The following is an 18,792-nucleotide window of genomic DNA, read 5'->3' on the forward strand; positions in this document are numbered from 1 at the left end:
CGTGGACACTGTCCGCGCCCTCGGCAACCGCCTACGCTCGGCCGGGTGGACCAGAGAGTGCTCGACGCCCAACGCTGGGTGAACGCGACCTACGGCAGCTTCGCCGGATACGCGGCATGTCCGGAGAACGGGAAGACCGGCTGGGCGACGATGCGGGCCTTGACGAGCGGACTCCAGCACGAACTCGGCATCACGCCCCTGACCGGCTCGGTCGGACCCGCCACGTTCGCACGGCTCACCGAGCGCGGCGAGATCCGGCCCGGCGAGCCGAACGGGGCGCTCGTCCGGATCGTGCAGCACGCCCTGTACTGCAAGGGCTACCCCGGCGGCGCGGCGGGCGGCGTCTTCGACGGGCCGACGATCGGCGGGCTGCGCGCCCTGCGGCAGGACGCGGGCCTGCCCGGACTGGCCGACGGCGTCCAGCCCAAGGTGTTCCGGGCGTTGCTGACCATGGACGCCTACGTTCTGACGTCCGGCGGATCACCGGCGATCCGGAGCATCCAACAGTGGTTCAACCAGGCGTACTACACGCGCGCGGGGTTCTTCATCGTCCCCTGTGACGGCCACTACTCGCGCGACGTGCAGCAGGCGCTGATGAAGGCGCTCCAGTACGCGTTCGGCGTCCCCGACGAGTCCGCGAACGGCCTGTTCGGCGAGGCGACCCGCGCGGGCCTGCGGCGCAGCCCGCTCGGGCCGGGGTCGGGCGGGCTGCTGGTCCGGCTGTTCAGCGCCGCGTGCGTGTTCAACGGCAAGGCCCGCTTCCGGACCGACAAGGGCGACTGGAAGTACCGCGAGGCCACGTTCACCGACCACTACGGCACCGTGCTCATCGACTACGTCCGGGCGTTCCAGGAGTTCTCACTGCTGGAGAAGACCGGCCGCGCCGACTACGCCACCTGGGCGCAGCTACTGGTCTCCTTCGGCGACAGCGAGCGCCGCACCGCCGCCTGCGACACGTCCACGCCGCTGACGGCCGCGCGGGCACGGGCGCTGGCGGACGCCGGGTACGCGCTCGTCGGGCGTTATCTGGACAATGCTCCGGGCGGGCGGAACAAGAAGATCCAGCCGGGCGAGCCGGCCGCGATCTTCGCAGCGGGGCTCCGCGTCTTCCCGATCTGGCAGTACGGCGCGCGCGACCTCGGCGACTTCACCTACGCGACCGGCCGCGAACATGGGGACCTGGCCCACCGCAGCGCCGCCGGGCACGGCTTCGGACGCGGCACCGTCATCTACTTCGCGGTGGACTACGACGCCACCGACGAAGAGATCACGAGCAACATCGTCCCGTACTTCCACGGCGTGCAGGCGTCGCTCGCCTCGCGGGGCCGCCGGTACGTCGCCGGGGTCTACGGGTCGCGGAACGTGTGCTCGCGCGTCAGCGGCGCGACGTTCACCGCGTTCTCCTTCGTGTCGGGCATGTCGTACCGGTTCTCGGGCAACCTCGGGTTCCCCCTTCCGGAGAACTGGGCGTTCAACCAGATCAAAGAGTTCTCCTTCGGCTCGGGCGCCGACGCGTTCCCGCTCGACAACGACGTCCACCAGCCGCACTCCGACCCCGGCGCCGCGTCCGTCGGCGGCACCGCCGACCCCCTCACCGACTACCTGCGGTTCATCGACGAGTTGTACGCGGTCGCGCAGCGGTACGGCGACGCTCCGAGCCGGTGCGTACTGGAGTACCTGCGGTACCCGGTCTACACCAAGCCCGGCGAGGGCTGGACCGAGCTGATCGGTGACGTCGACCGGGCGTGGATTCGGTACGCCGAGCAGCACGCTCCGCCGCGCGTTGCCCGTTACAGCGACCCGTCGCTCGGCATCACGGTCGAGGCAGGGCACTTCGGCGCCACCGCCAACGGCGTGCTGCTCAAGGGCGACGGGCCGGGCGTGCGCGCCGCGGGCCGGGGCGACTTCGCGGGCTGGGGCGGCGACCTGTCGTCCTTCTACGGCGAGTGGCGCCGGGAGAGCGACGCGTACGCCTCGGGGTACGCGTTCTGCCAGGCCCGGCTGGCACGACCGGACGTCGAATCCTCGTTCCCGCTCAACGACCTGGTGGAGGACGTGGACGCCCACCTGGTCGCCTGGGAGACGCGCCGCGGCACGCCCGTCAACGTGGCCATCCGCAGCCACCTGGAGTCCGGCCACCGCACCCGCTTCACCCGCTTCTTCGAGCAGCGCTACGGCGGCTCGACCGCAGGCGTCCTGTCCGCCGCCCACGCCATGCTGACGACCAACGACGACAAGGATCTGTCCGTCATCCGCGCGGGCGTGATGGCCAAGGCGGCCGGTGGCACGCTGCTCCTGCCGCAGCAGCTCCCCGCCGAGAAGCTGACGCCGTTCCTGGAGGGCTACGCCGACGTGCTGCACCGGCTCGTCCAGCAGGAGTGACGGTCAGGCGGTGGTCACCGTGTAGCCGTGGGCGCGGAGGTGGGCGATGACGTCGTTGCTGTGCTCGACGCCGCGCGTCTCCAGGTGCATCAGGACCTCGGCCTCGTCCACGGGGAGGCGGGCGGCGACGCGTTCGTGCATGACGTCCAGGACGTTGACGCCCTGGTCCGCGAGTTCGCCGAGCAAGGTGACGAGGGCGCCGGGACGGTCTTTCAAGCGGCAGCGGACGCCCAGGTAGCGGCCCGCGCCGGACAGGCCGTGGCGCAGCAGCTTGGACAGCAGCAGCGGGTCGATGTTGCCGCCGGAGAGCACGACGACGACCGGGGGCTCCACCGCGTAGGAGTGCTCCAGCAGGGCCGCCACGCCCGCCGCGCCCGCCGGTTCGACGACCTGTTTCGCGCGTTCCAGGCAGAGCAGCAGCGCCTGGGAGATCGACTCCTCGGTGACGGTGACGACGGCGTCGACCAGGTCGTCGAAGAGGCCGAGGGTGAGGTCGCCGGGGCGGCCGACCGCGATGCCGTCGGCCATCGTGGGCCGCACCTCGACGCGGACCGGGGCCCCGGCGGCCAGCGACGGCGGGAAGGCGGCGGCGCGCTTGGCCTGCACGCCGACGATCTTGACGTCGGCGCCGCCGGTCTCGGCGCGGTGGGCCGAGACGGCCGCCGCGACCCCGGCCATGAGGCCGCCGCCGCCGACGGCGCCGGTGATCGTGCGGACGCCGGGGAGCTGGTCGAGGATCTCCAGCCCGATCGTCGCCTGCCCGGTGACGACGTCGGAGTGGTCGAACGGGTGGATGAACACGGCGCCGGTTTCGGCGGCGAACTCCTCGGCGGCGGTCAGGCACGACTCGACGTCGCCGCCGGGGAACCGCACCTCGGCGCCGTATCCGCGCGTCGCGGCGACCTTCGGCAGCGGCGCGCCCTCGGGCATGAACACCGTCGCCCCGGCGCCCAGCATCGACGCGGCCAGCGCGACGCCCTGCGCGTGGTTCCCGGCGCTCGCGGCGACGACGCCGCGCGCCCGCTCGGCGTCACTGAGCCGCGCGATCCGCAGGTACGCCCCCCGGATCTTGAACGATCCGGTGCGCTGGAGGTTCTCGCACTTGAGGTAGACCGGCCCGCCGATCATCTCCGACAGCGCCCGGTTGTACAGCAGGGGCGTGCGGATGACGACGTCGTCGAGCAGCTCCTGCGCCGTCCGGACGTCTTCCAGCGAGACGATGGCCATCCCCCGATCTTCCCACGCCCGCGCGGTCAGCCGTCGCCGCGCCAGTAGTGCGCCGGGTGCAGGACGAGCGCGGCGGCGCCTACCAGACCGGCCTGTTGGCCCAGGGCCGCCGGGACGACGCGGACTCGGTCGGCGAAGGCCATGCGGGCGTGGGCGCGGAGGGCCTGTTCCAGGGGGTCGAAGAGCAGCGCGCCGGTCTGGGCGAGGCCGCCGCCGATCGTGACGACGTCCAGGTCGCACAGGTGGGCGGCCGACGCGATGGCGACGCCGAGCGCGCGGCCCGCGCGGTCCATCGCCGCGCGGGCGACGGGGTCGTCGGCGACGGCGTCCGCCGCGAGGTCGACCCCGGTGACGGACTCCCCCGTCCGCCAGCCCTGGTCCTGCGCCCAGGCGACGAGCCCCGGTCCGCGCGCGACGGCCTCCAGGCAGCCGCGTCCGCCGCACACGCACGGCGGCCCGTCCGGATCGACAACGACGTGCCCGATGTGACCGGCGTTCCCGGTGCCGCCGTCGATGAGCCGGTCGTCCAGGATGAGGCCGCCGCCGACGCCGGTGGACACGACCATGCCGAGCACGTTGCGGTGCCCGCGTCCGGCGCCGCGCCAGTGCTCCCCGACCGCGACGCAGATCGCGTCGTTGTGCAGCCGCACCGGCAGCCCCGGATACCGCCCGGCGAGCCGCGCCCGCAGCGGGAATCCCCGCCACGACGGGATGTTCAGCGGCGACACCTCCCCGGCGGGCCACACCATCGGCCCGCCGCACCCCACGCCGACCCCGGTGATCTCCGCGTCCCCGGCGACCTCGTCCAGCAGCCCGGCCAGCGCCCGCCACAGCGCCTCGGCGTCCGGCCCGGACGGCGTCGCCACCCGCGCGAACCCCGCGACGCGCCCCGCCCCGTCCACCAGCCCGGCCGCCATCTTCGTCCCACCGACGTCCACCGCCAGCACGCACACGTCCACCCTCACTTCCTCTCGCGGGTCCGTTACACCGCCGACGTCCCCATCCTGACGGGGTGACAAGCCAGCGTTCGTTGGTTACACTCCCTACATGGCAGAGTCGCACTCTGCCGTAGACTTCAACGACGTTGGGTGAGCTAGGCACGAGTGCTAGACACCAGACGGCAACCCCGGAGTCCGAGTGACAGTGACGCAACCGTCGCGGTGCTGTGCATGAGGCTCCCTCACGGGGTGCGGCCAGAGCGTTAAGGCGCGGAGGCCGCACGGGCCACTGTCATGACGCGGCAACGACATGTTTTTCATGAATAGCCCCTTCAAGGGGCTATTTCACTATGGAGGCACATGTCATGGCCGATCTTGACTTGGCTGAGCGGCGCAAGGCCGCTTTCGTCACCCTCGCCGACATCGTCCGCGCGTGGCGCGAGCAGGGACGCGGGACGACCAGCGCCGGTGTGAAGCCGCCGTTCGTCGAAGCGATGGATGGGCAGGACGAGCGCTCGCTCGGCTTCACCTCGTGGCGCGAGTTCCTTGACGCGGCGGTGGGCGAGGGGTACGTCCGCACCGAGCAGCTTCCGTCCAGGCATACCGTCATCTTGCTGCCCGACGAGGACGTCGTGTCCGTCCGGGCGAGCATGGCACGGACGGCCAGCAGCTCCCGGGGCGCCGCGGCGGCGGACGTGCGGTTCAAACCGCAGGTGTGGGCGGCGTTCATCGAGTGGCACGAGGATCACCGCCGACTCTGGGACACCGCCAGCGGGCGCGCGCTCGTCTATCCGGTGGACGAGGACGGCCGCCCGGCGTGGGAGACCCAGACGGAGCGTTTCACGCCCATCGAGGCGGTCACCTTCGAAACGCAGCGTGGCTGGATGCGCGAATGGGCCGGCACCCAGCCGCCCGCCGACCGCGACGCGCTGCTGGCCACCCTGACCCCCGAGGCTCCGCTGCGCAGTTTCCGTCAGGAGCTGGACGCGCGTGGGCTCGCGCTGGCGTGGCGGGCGGAGTTGCATGCCAGGGTCCGCGAGCACGCGAGCTCCTGGGCGGCTGAGCACGGCGTACCGTTCCACGAGCTGATCCTGCGGCAGCACCCGCCTGCCGCCCGGACGCGCGCGCCCGCGCGCCCGGCCAGCTCCACGCACCGAGTCCCCGACGCCGCCTCGCCGCACCAGGACGCTCCCGCGCTCGATGACTGCGAGCGGCTGCGCCGCCTCGTGCACCGCGCGGTGGACCGCATGTCGTACGCCGAGCTGGCCGCGATCCCCATCCGCGCCGAGCACGTCCTCGACGAGCTCCGCTGAGACACGGCGGCCGCAGATGGGCACACCGCGCGGCCAGGCCGCGTGCAATCTCAGGCTGCTGCTCGACCGGGCGACCGCGTCCGAGCGAACAGCCGGGAACATCGAACCGTATGTCGCGCCTGGGAAGCGCGCCAACTCGCTGCTGTGGCGACACCTGCGGCAGCGCGACAACACCGAGTTCATCGCGCGAGTGCGCGAATGTCTGATCAAGGAGGGAGTCTCCGAACAGGCCATCGCGGGCTGTCTGCGTGATCTGCTCGACGCCCCGGGTGCCTCACTCGCGCGCAAGCAGGGCGGACGCCACGACTTCCTGCACGCCGTGGCGTTCACCGACGTTTACGGCCCGTGCCTCGCGATCGTGCGCGTCCGCCTGTCGCCCGGTTCGCCGGCCCGGGTGGACGAGGTCGGCGCGAAGGTGGTGCCCTTCGAGTCGCCCTGGGAGCTGTCGGAGTACCTGGAGGACTGGTGGCGGGAGTTCGGGGTGCGCCAGATCACGCTGCCCGAGAACGTGCCCGCGCGCACCGTCCTCTGGGTCGGTGACCCACAGAGGTGCGGTTACCTGGACGTCCCCGGCGACTGGCAGGCGCGGCTGCGGACGACCGTCTCCGTGGTCGGCATGAAGTTCCAGCCCGTCGTGGCCAAGGAGGATTGGCGCGTACGCCGCGGGCAGCTCATGGATTCGGCCGAACTCGCCGTGCGGCTCAACGGCTGGAGTGCCGGACGCGCCATGCTCGACGGTACGACGCTGGGCGAAACGGCGCTCGTCGTGGGCACCGTCGGTTCGTCCTTCGAGGCGTTGCACACGGAGGTGCGTCGCAGTCTCGTCGAGTTCGTGCTGGACGACGCGGCCGACGATGCCGGCCGGGCGCGGGAACTCGCGCCCGGCGAGGTCGTCTATCACCGCAAGACGGGAGCGGGCGGCGGCAGCGCCGACCGATTCGACGAAGGGTCGTCGAAACCGTGCGGATGCGGCAAAACGTTCGTGATCTTCCACAACGCAGACAAGGCGTCGAAGGGCATGGCGAGGCGTTACAGCAATTTCCATGACAGCGACGTGCAGTTGAAGCACTGCCCGAAGTTCCCGAAGTGCGGGATGTACGCGGTGGAGCGCAAGCCGACGCGGTGAGCGCTCAATCATGCTCGGGGAGCGTGTCCGGGGGGCCGAAGGCGAGGATGGAGGCCGTGAAGCCGTGGACGTGGTTGCGGCCCGCTACGGGGCCGATCTCGCCCGCCGCGAAGAAGCCGCCGACGCCCGCGCCCGCGAAGGCGCGGTTCAGCAGGCGGGCGTCGTGGCCGGAGTCGGGGAACGTCGCCTGGCCGCGGCCGTTGCAGGAGAACAGCAGGGCGCCCTCCACCGGGGACAGGTCGAAGCGGTCGAGGAGGCCGGTCAGGTCGGCGTCGGCGGCGCTCGCGTCGCGGACCTGGAAGCGGACCGTGCGGCCGACCTCCACCACGTCACCGATCGCGAGCGCGCCCGCGTGGGTGTCGGCGCCGACGACGCCGCGCACCAGGAAGTCGCCGCGCTCGTGCTCGTCGGCGTACTCGTCCATCGCGACGCCGATCAGCAGGCCCTGCCCGGCCAGCTCCTGCTCCTCGTCCGACAGCGTCAGGACGATCTCCTCCAGCTTCTCCAGCGCCGGAGCCCCCGCCAGCTCGTACAGGACGTTCTCGTCCGACCGGGTGACCACCATGTCCGGCCCGATCGGGCGGGCCCCCTGGCTGACGACCGTCGCCGCCGTCACCGCGCCGCCGAGCACGACGCCGACCGCGCCCTCGTCGAACACCTCGCCGTTGACGAACACGCGGATGTCGCCGCGCTCCCCGTCGGCCATGCCGCCGACGAGCGGCAGCCCCGGCAGCGCCTCCCCGGACCGCTCCACGAACGCGTCCACCGGGAAGCTGTACGGGTCGGCCAGCAGCACGCCGACGACGTCGTCGTCCTGCCCCTCGGGCATCCCGACGACGATCAGCCGGTCCTCGGCCTTCAGCGTCTCCAGCCGGAACGGCTCCAGCCGCGCCCCGGGCAGCACCCCCGCCCACGCGCTGACCGCGCCGACCCCCTCGACGCCGCGCCCGTCACCGATGACGCCGCCCGAGCTGCACCCGAGGACGGCCCGCGCCCCGGCGACGTCGGTGGCGCGCAGCGCCGCGTCGGCCACGGCCTGCGGGTCGTCGCCGGTGATGAACACGAACACCAGGTCGGGCGGCCCGTCCAGGGACGCCAGTGCCTGCCCCACCGCCTTCTCGGCCGCGCCGACGAGGTCGGGGCCGAGGGCCAGGCCGTCACCGAATCGCGCCATGTGCGCCGCCCCCTCATGAATTCCACCGCGTCTGTCCTTCTAGTCTCCCCGCAGGGGACCGGGTGCCCAAACACGGACGGTGCACACCTGACGAATCCGGTGACGGGGGTGCGACGCGGAAGGCCGCGACGTAGTGTCGATCGCGTGCGTCCAACCACACCTCCAGAGACCACACTGGGCGGGCTGCGCACCAGCGGCCACGTCCGGCGTCCGGTCAAGGCCGAGATCCGCCACAACCTCCTCGCCCGGCTGCGCGCCGGTGAACCCCGCTTCCCCGGCATCGTCGGCTTCGACGACACCGTCCTCCCCCACCTCGAACGTGCTCTGCTGGCCGGGCACGACCTCGTCCTGCTGGGCGAGCGCGGCCAGGGCAAGACGCGGCTGATCCGCACCCTCGGCGGCCTGCTCGACGAGTGGACCCCCGTGGTCGCGGGCTGCGAGATCAACGACCACCCGTTCGAGCCGGTCTGCACGCGCTGCCTGCGGCTCGCGGCCGAGCGGGGCGACGACCTGCCGGTCGCGTGGCTGCACCGCGACGACCGGTTCGGTGAGAAGCTGGCCACGCCCGACACCTCCGTCGGTGACCTCATCGGTGACGTCGACCCGATCAAGGTCGCCGAGGGCCGCACGCTCGGTGACCCCGAGACCGTCCACTACGGGCTGGTGCCGCGCACCAACCGGGGCGTCTTCGCGATCAACGAGCTGCCCGACCTGGCCGAGCGCATCCAGGTGGCGCTGCTGAACGTGCTGGAGGAGCGCGACGTCCAGATCCGCGGGTACGCGCTGCGCCTCCCGCTGGACGTGCTGCTCGTCGCGAGCGCCAACCCGGAGGACTACACCAACCGGGGCCGCATCATCACGCCGCTGAAGGACCGGTTCGGCGCCGAGATCCGCACGCACTACCCGCTGCGGCTGGAGGACGAGCTGGACCTGCTCCGCCAGGAGGCCGACTTCGCCGACCTGGACGGCGTCCCCGCCGAGGTCCCCGGCCACCTGCTGGAGATCGTCGCCCGGTTCACCCGGCTCGTCCGCGAATCCGACGCGGTCGACTCCCGCTCGGGCGTCTCGGCGCGGTTCGCGCTGGCGGGCGCCGAGACGGTCGCGGCGGGCGCGGTGCGCCGCGCCGCGCTGACCGGCGAGGACGTCGCGGTCGCCCGCGTCTGCGACCTCCCGGCGGTCGTCCCGGCGCTGCTCGGCAAGGTCGAGTTCGAGGTCAGCGAGGAGGGCCGCGAACAGCAGGTGCTGGAACACCTGCTGTTGCGCGCCGTCGCCGACACCTACCGGCGGACGCTCGGCGCCGCCGACCTGGACGGCCTGCGCGCCAAGTTCGACGCGGGCGAGAGCGTGGAGTCGGGCGAGCTGGTCCCGGCGGCGGAGCTGCTGCGCCGCGTCGGGCCCGTCCCGGGCCTGGCCAAGCTGATGGACCGGCTCGGCATGGCGGGCGAGTCGCCCGGCCAGGCCGCGGCCGCGCTGGAGTTCGCGCTGGAGGGGCTGTACCTGTCCCGCCGGCTCTCGAAGAAGTCCACCGGGGGATCGGACGGCACGGCCGTCTACCGCACCTGACGTCTGGGAGGGCCTTCACGCATGAGCAGGTACAGCTACGGCGCCTATCAGGACGGCCCCGACCCGCTGGCCCCGCCGTACGACGTGCGGGCCGCCCTGGACGCCGTCGGCGACGCGGTGCTGGACGGCACCCGCGCCGACGAGGCGCTGCGCGACCTGCTGCGGCGCGGCCTGCCGGGGATGCGCGAGCGGCGCGGCCTGGACGACCTGCTGCGCCAGGTCCGCGACCGGCGCCGCCAGGTGCGCGAGCGGGGCCGCCTGGACGGCACGCTGGAGCGCGTGAAGCGCCTGCTGGACGAGGCCGTCACCGCCGAGCGCGCCGCGCTGGCCGACGACGCGGGCGCGGACGCGCGGCTGCGCGAGGCCGAGCTGGACACGCTCCCCGCCGACACCGCGCAGGCCGTCCGGCAGCTCAGCGGCTACGAGTGGCGCTCGCCGGAGGCCCGCGCCGCCTACGAGAAGCTGAAGCGGGTGCTGCGCAGCGAGGTGCTGGACGCGCAGTTCACCGGCATGAAGCGCGCGCTCCAGAGCCAGGACCCGGCCGCGATGGACCAGGTCAAGGACATGATGGCCGCGCTCAACGCGATGCTGGAGAAGGACGCGCGCGGCGAGCACACCCAGGACGACTTCGACCGCTTCATGGGCGAGTACGGCGACTTCTTCCCCGAGAACCCCCGCACGCTGGAGGAACTGGTCGACGTCCTGGCCCGCCGCGCCGCCGCGATGGACCGCCTGCTGGCGTCGCTGTCGGACGAGCAGCGCGCCGAACTCTCCGGCCTCATGGACGAGGTGATGCGCGACGCCGGGCTGGCGCTGGAGATGTCGCGGCTGACCGACGCGCTGCGCGCCCGCCGTCCCGACCTCGGCTGGGGCACCCCCGACCGGATGACCGGCGACGAGCCGCTCGGCCTGGGCGACACCACCGAGGCCCTGGCCGAACTGGCCGACCTCGCCGCGCTGGAGGAGTCGCTCGGCCAGGACTACGCGGGCGCCGACCTCAGCGACATCGACGAGGAGGCGGTGCGCCGCGCCCTCGGCCGGCAGGCCGTGGACGACCTGCGCGAGCTGCGCCGCGTCGAGGCCGAGCTGGAGCGGCAGGGCTACCTGCGCCGCACGCGCGGGCGGCTGGAGCTGACGCCGCGCGCGGTGCGGCGGCTGGGCGAGACCGCGCTGCGCCGTGTGTTCTCGGGGCTGGAGAGCGCCCGGCGCGGCGACCACGACCAGCGCGACGCGGGCGCCGCCGGGGAGCGGACGGGCGCGACGCGGGCGTGGCGGTTCGGCGACGAGCAGCCGCTCGACGTCGTCGCGACGGTGTCGAACGCGATCACCCGCACGGCCATGGACGCGCCGCCGGAGACGCTGCGGCGCGGCGGGCGGCCGAACGGGGTGCGGCTCAGCGTGGACGACTTCGAGGTGCAGGAGACCGAGCGGCGGTCGGCGGCGGCGGTGTGCCTGCTGGTCGACCTGTCGTACTCGATGGTGCTGCGCGGCACGTGGGCGGCGGCCAAGCAGACGACGCTGGCGCTGCACTCGCTCGTGACGAGCAAGTTCCCGCAGGACGCGATCCAGATCGTCGGGTTCTCCAACTACGCGCGCACGCTCCAGCCGACCGAGATGGCCGGGCTCGACTGGGACATGGTGCAGGGCACCAACCTGCACCACGCGCTGATGATCGCCGGGCGGCATCTGGACGAGCATCCCGACTTCGACCCGATCGTCCTGGTCGTGACGGACGGCGAGCCGACCGCGCACCTGCGCCCCGACGGCCGGTCCCGGTTCGACTACCCGCCCTCCCCCGACACGCTCGTGCTGACGATGGCCGAGGTCGACAAGATGACGCGGCGCGGCGCCGGCATGAACTTCTTCATGCTGGCCGACGACCGGCGGCTGGTGTCGTTCGTCGAGGAGGTCGCGCAGCGCAACGGCGGCCGGGTGTTCGCGCCGGACGCCGAACGGCTCGGCGAGTACGTCGTCAGCGACTACCTGCGCGTCCGCCGGGGCCGCCGGGGCCGCTGAGACACCGACCACCGCGCCCCTGCCCCGGCGTACACGCGCCGCCTCGGACGACCCGCCTCCGGCACGACCCGGCCCCGCATACGCGCACCCGGCCGGACGACCTCGCCCTGCCCGCGACACGGCCTGGCCGGGCGTACGCGGGCCGGGTCGGACGATCTCGTTCTTCGGGCGACACGGTCCTGGCACGGCGTGCGTGTGCCGGGTCGGTTCGGGTGCCAGGGTGGGCGGGTGCTCGGTTTCTACGCGGCGGTCGGCGGGCTCGCGCTGGGCGGATTCGACCCGATCGGCGCGTTCGTCGCCGTGGCCGCGCTGTCGGCCGGGGCGGGCCGCCGCGCGGTGCTGCTGTTCACGGCGGTGTCGCTGCTCGTCCCGGTCGTGCTCGGCGTCGCGCTGTCGGCGTCCGTGGGCGCGGCCATCGCGCGGATCGAGCTGCCCGACGTCGACTGGGACTCCCCCTGGTGGGCGGTCTGCGAGGTCGCCGTCGGCCTCCTGCTGCTCGGCTGGGCGCTGCGGCGCGGACGGCGCCCGCGCCGCGCCCGGCCGGACAGCGGCGACGATCATGGATGGTCCCACCTGCGCCGCGCCCCGGGCACGGCGCACCGCCCCCGCGCCACGGGCGCCTGGGCGCTCGCGGGGATCGGCGCGGGGCTCAGCACGGGCGTCCTGCTCGACCCGACGTTCCTCGGCACGGTCGTGCTCGCCGCGCGCGAGGCGACCGGGACGATGATCGCGGCGCACGTCCTGTGGAGCGTCGTCGGTCAGGTCCCGCTGGTCGCCGTGGGGGTCGCGGTGGCGGCCGGACGGCACGGCGCCGCCGTCCGGCTGACCGAACGCGTCCGCAACCGGTTCGGCCCGGCCGCGCGCCACGCCGTCACCGGGCTGCTGCTCGTCGTCGCGCTCGTGCTGTTCGCGGACGTCGCCGGTTACGCCGTCACGGGCCGTTACCTCATCGGCTGAGCGCGTTTGTTCTAGGGTTCAGCCATGTCGTTCATCGATACCCTGCTGCTCATCCTGCACGTGGGCGCCGCGATCTTCACGCTCGGGCCGCTCACCGCCGCCACCCACGCGACACCGCGCTTCATCCGCCAGAAGAACGTCTCGGTGCTGCGCTACCTGAACCGCACGGTGCGCATCTACCTGGGCGGTTCGCTGGGCGTGCTGCTGTTCGGCCTGTTCCTGGCGCCCGGCCGGTTCGACGAGGTGTGGCTGACCGCGTCGATGACGCTGTTCATCGTCACCCTCGTGCTGCTCGTGCTCGTCGAACGCGACCAGCGCAAGGCGATCCAGCACGTCGAGGCCGCCGCGGGCGCCAAGCCCGCCGAGGGCGAGGCCGTCCGGGGCGGGGACGTCGCGCAGGTCGAGCGCGGGCGCATCGCCGCGATCGGCGGCGTCGTCTCGCTGCTGTGGATCATCGTGCTGATCCTGATGATCTGGCAGCCGGGCGCCTGACTCAGCCGGTGCGGTCCTTGAGGAACTTCAGGATGCGCGGGTAGACCTGCGGGTCGTTCATCAGCGACGGCCCGTGGGCGCGTCCCGGCACGGTCTGGACGTTCGCGGCGACGCCCACGGCGCGCAGCGCGGACGCCAGCGCCGTGCTGTGCGTGACGGGGACGAAGTCGCCGACACTGTGCAGGAGCAGCATCGGGGCGTCGCCGGAGGTGGCGTGGGTGGCCGAGGAGGCGTCCTCGACGCGCACCCAGCACGCGTCGGTCGAGCCGGGCACGCACTTGATGAGGTCGAGCACCGCGCCGCGCAGTTTGCGCTGGCCGGTGGTGGCGTCGGGCCGCTCGCCCTGCCGGTAGGCGAGGTAGGGGTTGTTGACGGGCGACAGCGCGACGACGCCGCGCACGCGGTCGGCGCCCTCGCCCGCCGTGCCGATCTGGGTGGCGAGCATCCCGCCGGCCGACGAGCCCATCACGACGATCTTGGCGGGGTCGATGTTCCAGCGGGCGGCGTTCTTCTTCACGTAGCCGAGCGCGGTGAGCGCGTCGTCGCGCTGGGCGGGCCAGACGGCGTCCGGCGCGAGCCGGTAGTTGGCGGCGATGACGGTGAAGCCCTGGCCGGTGAGGCGGCGCGCGAAGTACTTCCAGCCGCTCTTGTCGCCTTCCAGCCAGTAGCCGCCGTGCAGCATGAGCACGGCCGGTCCGGGGGCGGGCTTGGGCGCGGCGGCGGTGCGGCCCTGCGGGTCGACGGGGGGCTTGGCGGGCTTGCGCCAGTAGACGTCCAGCCGCTGCCGGGCGGCGGAGCCGTAGGCGTAGGTGCGGACGGCGGGCGGCTCGGGGGTGACCATGACGGCCGAGCCCGAGGTGACCGAGTCGTCGTCGGGGGCCTGCCGCGCGGACGGCTCCGGCTCCGGCGTCGCCGGGGCGGGGGCTTCGCTGGGCGGCGCGGGGGTGGCGGGCGACTCCCCGGGGACGAGGTCCGGCGGCGGCGCGGTCGTCGCGGACACGCCGGGGACGGGCTCGGCGTCGGCCGGGTCGGCGTTCGCCCCGGTGGGCAGGACGCCGACGGCGGACACGCACGCGGCGGCGAGCGTCGCCCCGCAGACCACAACTTTGCGCACTCCCGGCCCTTTCTGGAGAGAACCCGGCGCGCACAATCATAGAGTTTGATCACCCCTGCATGGGGCATGGGCCGACGTTTACCTTCCCCGGCGGGCGTCGAACGCCCGCCGGGGAACGCGTCGGCTCAGCTCAGGGCACGTTCCAGGTCCTCCAGGAGGTCGGAGGCGTCCTCGATGCCGACCGACAGCCGGACCAGGTCGTCCGGGACCTCCAGCGGCGACCCCGCCGCCGACGCGTGCGTCATCCGGTGCGGGTGCTCGATCAGCGACTCCACGCCGCCGAGCGACTCGCCCAGCGTGAACAGCTTCGTCGCCTCGCAGACGCGCACCGCCGCCTCCGGGGTCCGCATCCGGAACGACACCATGCCGCCGAACCGCGACATCTGCTTCACCGCGACCTCGTGGCCCGGGTGCCCGGGCAGCCCCGGGTACAGCACCTCGCGGACCGCGCCGTGCCCCGACAGCATCTCCACGACCTTCTCGGCGTTGGCGCAGTGCCGGTCCATCCGGACGGCGAGCGTCTTCACGCCGCGCAGCGTCAGCCACGCGTCGAACGGCCCCGCCACCGCGCCCATCGCGTTCTGGTGGAACGCCAGCCGCTCGCCGAGCGCGGCGTCGCGCGCGACGAGCGCCCCGCCGATGACGTCGGAGTGGCCGCCGATGTACTTGGTCGTGGAGTGGACGACGACGTCGGCGCCCAGTTCCAGCGGCCGCTGGAGGTACGGCGAGGCGAACGTGTTGTCGACGGCGAGCAGCGCGCCCGCCTCGGCGGCGATGCCCGCCAGGGCCGCGATGTCCGCGACGTTCAGCAGCGGGTTCGTCGGCGTCTCACACCAGATGACCCTGGTGTCGGGCCGGACGGCCGCGCGGACCGCGTCCAGGTCGTTCAGCGGCACCGGGTCGAAGGTGAGGCCCCACGGCTCGGCGACCTTGGCGAACAGCCGGTAGGTGCCGCCGTAGGCGTCGTCCGGGATGATGACGTGGTCGCCCGGACGGCAGACGGCGCGCAGCAGCGCGTCCTCGGCGGCCAGGCCGGACGCGAACGCCAGCCCCCGCCGGCCGCCCTCCAGCTCGGCCAGGCACGTCTCCAGCGCGGTGCGCGTCGGATTGGCCGATCGCGAGTACTCGTAGCCCCCGCGCAATCCCCCGATGCCGTCCTGTTTGTACGTCGAGACCTGGTAGATCGGGGGCACCACGGCCCCGGTGACGGGGTCGGCCTGCTGCCCCGCGTGGATGGCCAGCGTCTCGAAGGACCGGCGAACTTCGTTGTCCATGGGAACGAGGCTATCCGTCCGGCGCCACTACCCGAGGATGAGGACATCCACCGCAGGTAGGGGGCAGGATCTCGGCACCTGGGGTGACCCATTTGCCGGACGGTCTCTTTACTGTTTGTTGAGACGCATATCCCCCCGGGCCGATCGAAGGGCACGTTTCATGTTCGCTGGTCTCGCACGCGTGGTGGTGAGACACCCGTGGTGGACGATCGTGGCGTGGCTGGCCGTCGCCGCCATCGTCATCGCGTTCTCCCCCAAGCTGTCAACGAGCTCCGACCAGGCGGAGTTCCTGCCCTCGTCCTACGAGTCGGCGCAGGCGATGAAGATCGCCGAGAAGGCGTACCCCCAGGCCGGGGACGCCACGACGCTCGTCGTCGTGAAGCGCTCGGACGGCGCTCCGCTGAGCGCCCAGGACGTCGCCAAGGTCGGCGGCGTCGCGCAGCAGCTCACGGCCAAGAAGTACGAGTCCGTCCAGGCCGCGATGGCGAGCCCGGAGACGGTCGCGCCGAACAAGGCCGTCCAGGTGATCATGGTGCCGATGAAGGGCACCACGATGGCCGACCAGACCGCGCAGGGCGACGCCGTCAAGGACATCCGCAAGGACCTGCCCGGCCTGCTGTCGGGCTCCGGCCTGGAGGCCAAGGTCGGCGGCGACATCGCGGGCTTCGTCGACAACGAGGACTCCTTCACCCAGTCCTTCGAGATCGTCGGCATCGCGACGTTCGTCCTCATCATCGGGCTGATCCTGCTGATCTTCCGGGCGCCGCTCGCGGCGATCCTGCCGATCGTCGTGATCATGTTCACGATGCAGGTCGTCATGGGGCTCGTCGGCGCCGCGTCCAAGGTGTTCGGCTTCTCCGGCGACGACAGCCTCAGCATCATCATCCTCATCGTGCTGTTCGGCGTCGGCGCCGACTACTACCTGTTCCTGCTGTTCCGCTACCGCGAACGGCTGCGGGCCGGTGAGGACAAGAAGACGGCGATGATCCAGGCCGTCGAGCGGGTCGGCGAGGTCATCGCCTCGGCCGCCGCCGCCATCGCGGTCACGTTCCTGGTCCTGCTGCTCGCCACGTTCGGGGCGTTCAAGGCGTGGGGGCCGTCGCTGGCCATCGCGGTGGTGTTCATGGGCATCACGTCCATCACGCTGTTCCCCGCGATCGTGTCGCTGCTCGGCACGGCGGTGTTCTGGCCGTCCAAGGCGTGGAAGAAGCAGCCGCAGGCGCGGGTCTCCTCGGCGCTCGGCCGCGTCGTCGGCAAGCGCCCGGCGATCGTCGCGCTGGTGTCGGGCGGCATCATGGTCGCGCTCGCGGCGGGCGTGTTCACGTTCAAGGCCGACTACGACTTCGCGTCCGGCTTCCCGCAGGACACCGAGTCGGCGCAGGCCGGCAAGGACATGGAGAAGGGCTTCCCGCCCGGCCTCACCAAGCCCGTCTCGGTCTACCTGAAGACGACCGGCGGCGAGCCGATCACGCAGGCGCAGGTCACCGAGTTCGCGGGCGCCGTCAAGGGCGCGCCCGGCGTCGGGACCGTCCGGCCCATGGGCATCGCGCCCGGCGACAAGAGCGTCGCGCAGGTCGATCTGCTGCTGAAGAAGAACCCGGTCGCCAACGAGTCGGTGACGCTGGTCAAGGACGAGCTGCGGCCGTTCGTGCACGACAAGGTCCCGTCCGGGACGAAGGCGTACGTCGGCGGTGAGACGGCGCTGTGGGCCGACATCAACACCATCAACAACCGGGACCTGTCGGTCACGCTGCCCGTCGCCGCCGCGCTCATCGCGATCGTGCTGGCGCTGCTGCTGCGGTCGCTGGTGGCGCCGGTCTACCTCGTCGTCGCGGTGCTGCTCGGGTTCGCCTCGACGCTCGGCGCGGCCGTGTACGTCTTCCAGGGCGCGCTCGGCGAACCGGGCGTGACGTTCCAGCTCCCGATCATCCTGTACCTGTTCGTGCTGGCGATCGGGACCGACTACAACATCCTCATCACCGCGCGGCTGCGCGAGGAGGCCAAGGAGGGCCACGAACCCCGGAAGGCGGCGGCGCTGGCCGTCGAGCACGGCGGGCCGACCGTCGCGGCGGCGGGCCTCATCCTGGCCGGCACCTTCTCGGTCATGATGCTGGCGAAGGTGTCGTTCCTCCAGCAGATGGGCTTCTCGGTCGCGCTCGGCATCTCCATCGCCGCGTTCGTCATGGCGGTCTTCCTCGTCCCGGCGCTGACGGCGCTGCTCGGCCACTTCGCCTGGTGGCCGGGGCACGGGGACCGGCCGTCCGCCAAGGCCGCCGAGGAAGGACCGCACGAGGACGTGCTGGCCCCCTCGGGGCACCACTAGACGCCGGGTCGCGGGGCCCCGGCCGGTAACGCCGCCCACACGGCCGGAGTCCCGCGTCCCGGTCCGACGCGCGAAGGGCGCGGTGCGCACGTACCGCGCCCTTCGCGCGTCTCGTCAGGGGCCGGTCGCCGGTGGCGTCCGCGCGACGGCGGCGTTCTGCATCAGCGAGTTCGGCACCGAGTAGTCGCCGTCGTCGGTCCTGATCTTGACGTAGAGCAGGCCGATCTCCTGGACGACGCCGTCCAGCTCGCCGCCCATCGGGCCGGACCGGGCCACGACGCGGTCGCCCACGCCGAACGGGCGCGCGTACAGCAGCACCATTCCGGCGAACATGTTCGACAGCGTCGGCTGGCCCGCCAGCCCCAGCACCGCGCCGGTCAGCGCGCCGCCGACGACGAGCTGCCCGATCGGCAGCCGCAGCAGGCCCATCATGACGATCACGGTGGTGAGCAGCCCGACGAGGATGACCGCCATCCGGATCACCGAGGCGTGCGCCGGGCCGAGGACCGGGCGGGACACGCGGCGCAGCTCGTCGCCGAGCCGGATCGTCGCGGCGGCGGCCAGCGCGGTGAACGCGATCGCGCCGCCCCAGCGCAGCAGCGGTTCGCCGGTCGGGCCGACCGTCTCGTCGCCCGCCTCCGACACCAGCGCCGCCACGAACGCCAGCCCGCCGAGCAGCACGACGCGGGCGAGCCGGGGACGGTTCGGGAACGTCTTGACGAGACGGCGCGAGCGTCTGCCCCACCGCCGTGCCGACGTCGCCATCCGCGCCCCTCGCACCCGTTCCCGCCTGCCGGTTCTCCGGCGATTCCCGGTGCCGCCCGCCCGCACGCTAACGGGAGTCCAAAGACTCTGTGTGCGGCGGCCATCGCCCCGCGCGCATTTTCCGGGTG

General features: G+C 72.8%; 14 protein-coding genes. 8 read left to right on the forward strand and 6 right to left on the reverse strand.

What is annotated here, in order from left to right:
* Nucleotides 1-45 precede the first annotated feature (45 nt).
* Nucleotides 46-2,382: a glycoside hydrolase domain-containing protein gene (locus C229_RS0100200; protein ID WP_026313324.1), complete on the forward strand. Its 2,337-nt coding sequence runs from the start codon at nt 46-48 to the stop codon at nt 2,380-2,382.
* A 3-nt stretch (nt 2,383-2,385) separates the two neighbouring features.
* Here the strand turns inward: C229_RS0100200 and ilvA are convergent, their stop codons facing one another.
* Together ilvA and C229_RS0100210 are read right to left on the reverse strand one after the other, a co-directional pair.
* Nucleotides 2,386-3,609, reverse strand: coding sequence for a threonine ammonia-lyase (gene ilvA / locus C229_RS0100205; protein ID WP_018653062.1), 1,224 nt, complete (start codon nt 3,607-3,609; stop codon nt 2,386-2,388).
* A gap of 26 nt (nt 3,610-3,635) precedes the next feature.
* On the reverse strand, nt 3,636-4,568 hold the full coding sequence (locus tag C229_RS0100210; RefSeq protein ID WP_018653063.1) for an ROK family protein: 933 nt from the start codon (nt 4,566-4,568) through the stop codon (nt 3,636-3,638).
* Nucleotides 4,569-4,912: 344 nt separating this feature from the next.
* On the opposite strand from C229_RS0100210, the gene C229_RS0100215 reads away from it, so the two are divergent.
* Both C229_RS0100215 and C229_RS0100220 read left to right on the forward strand, forming a co-directional pair.
* Nucleotides 4,913-5,860, forward strand: coding sequence for a hypothetical protein (locus tag C229_RS0100215; RefSeq protein ID WP_018653064.1), 948 nt, complete (start codon nt 4,913-4,915; stop codon nt 5,858-5,860).
* 16 nt (nt 5,861-5,876) lie between these two features.
* A complete protein-coding gene (locus C229_RS0100220) occupies nt 5,877-6,986 on the forward strand; it encodes a hypothetical protein (protein ID WP_018653065.1) in 1,110 nt (369 codons plus the stop codon).
* A 4-nt stretch (nt 6,987-6,990) separates the two neighbouring features.
* On the opposite strand, the gene C229_RS0100225 is transcribed toward C229_RS0100220, so the two are convergent.
* Nucleotides 6,991-8,160, reverse strand: coding sequence for an FIST signal transduction protein (locus tag C229_RS0100225; RefSeq protein ID WP_018653066.1), 1,170 nt, complete (start codon nt 8,158-8,160; stop codon nt 6,991-6,993).
* Nucleotides 8,161-8,304: 144 nt separating this feature from the next.
* Here C229_RS0100225 and C229_RS0100230 point away from each other — a divergent pair, with 144 nt between their 5' ends.
* The 4 genes from C229_RS0100230 (at nt 8,305) to C229_RS0100245 (ending at nt 13,188) form a co-directional block, all read left to right on the forward strand.
* On the forward strand, nt 8,305-9,723 hold the full coding sequence (locus C229_RS0100230; protein WP_018653067.1) for a sigma 54-interacting transcriptional regulator: 1,419 nt from the start codon (nt 8,305-8,307) through the stop codon (nt 9,721-9,723).
* A gap of 21 nt (nt 9,724-9,744) precedes the next feature.
* Nucleotides 9,745-11,739 (forward strand): vWA domain-containing protein, encoded by a 1,995-nt coding sequence (locus tag C229_RS0100235; RefSeq protein ID WP_018653068.1) that lies wholly within the window; start codon nt 9,745-9,747, stop codon nt 11,737-11,739.
* 228 nt (nt 11,740-11,967) lie between these two features.
* Nucleotides 11,968-12,696: a hypothetical protein gene (locus C229_RS28900; RefSeq protein ID WP_018653069.1), complete on the forward strand. Its 729-nt coding sequence runs from the start codon at nt 11,968-11,970 to the stop codon at nt 12,694-12,696.
* Nucleotides 12,697-12,720: 24 nt separating this feature from the next.
* Nucleotides 12,721-13,188 (forward strand): hypothetical protein, encoded by a 468-nt coding sequence (locus C229_RS0100245; protein ID WP_018653070.1) that lies wholly within the window; start codon nt 12,721-12,723, stop codon nt 13,186-13,188.
* 1 nt (nt 13,189) lies between these two features.
* On the opposite strand, the gene C229_RS0100250 is transcribed toward C229_RS0100245, so the two are convergent.
* The gene (locus C229_RS0100250; RefSeq protein WP_240487026.1) at nt 13,190-14,302 is read right to left on the reverse strand and encodes an alpha/beta hydrolase; all 1,113 of its coding nucleotides are present in this window, start codon (nt 14,300-14,302) and stop codon (nt 13,190-13,192) included.
* A gap of 125 nt (nt 14,303-14,427) precedes the next feature.
* Entirely contained in the window at nt 14,428-15,576 is a 1,149-nt protein-coding gene (locus tag C229_RS0100255; protein WP_018653072.1) for a cystathionine gamma-synthase, read from the reverse strand.
* A gap of 181 nt (nt 15,577-15,757) precedes the next feature.
* Between C229_RS0100255 and C229_RS0100260 the strand changes: the two genes are divergently transcribed.
* A complete protein-coding gene (locus C229_RS0100260; RefSeq protein ID WP_240487028.1) occupies nt 15,758-17,899 on the forward strand; it encodes an MMPL family transporter in 2,142 nt (713 codons plus the stop codon).
* A 114-nt stretch (nt 17,900-18,013) separates the two neighbouring features.
* On the opposite strand, the gene C229_RS0100265 is transcribed toward C229_RS0100260, so the two are convergent.
* Nucleotides 18,014-18,664 (reverse strand): mechanosensitive ion channel family protein, encoded by a 651-nt coding sequence (locus C229_RS0100265; RefSeq protein WP_018653074.1) that lies wholly within the window; start codon nt 18,662-18,664, stop codon nt 18,014-18,016.
* Between the last annotated feature and the right edge of the window lie 128 nt (nt 18,665-18,792).

The sequence above is a fragment of the Actinomadura flavalba DSM 45200 genome (assembly GCF_000374305.1).
Lineage (GTDB): Bacteria > Actinomycetota > Actinomycetes > Streptosporangiales > Streptosporangiaceae > Spirillospora > Spirillospora flavalba.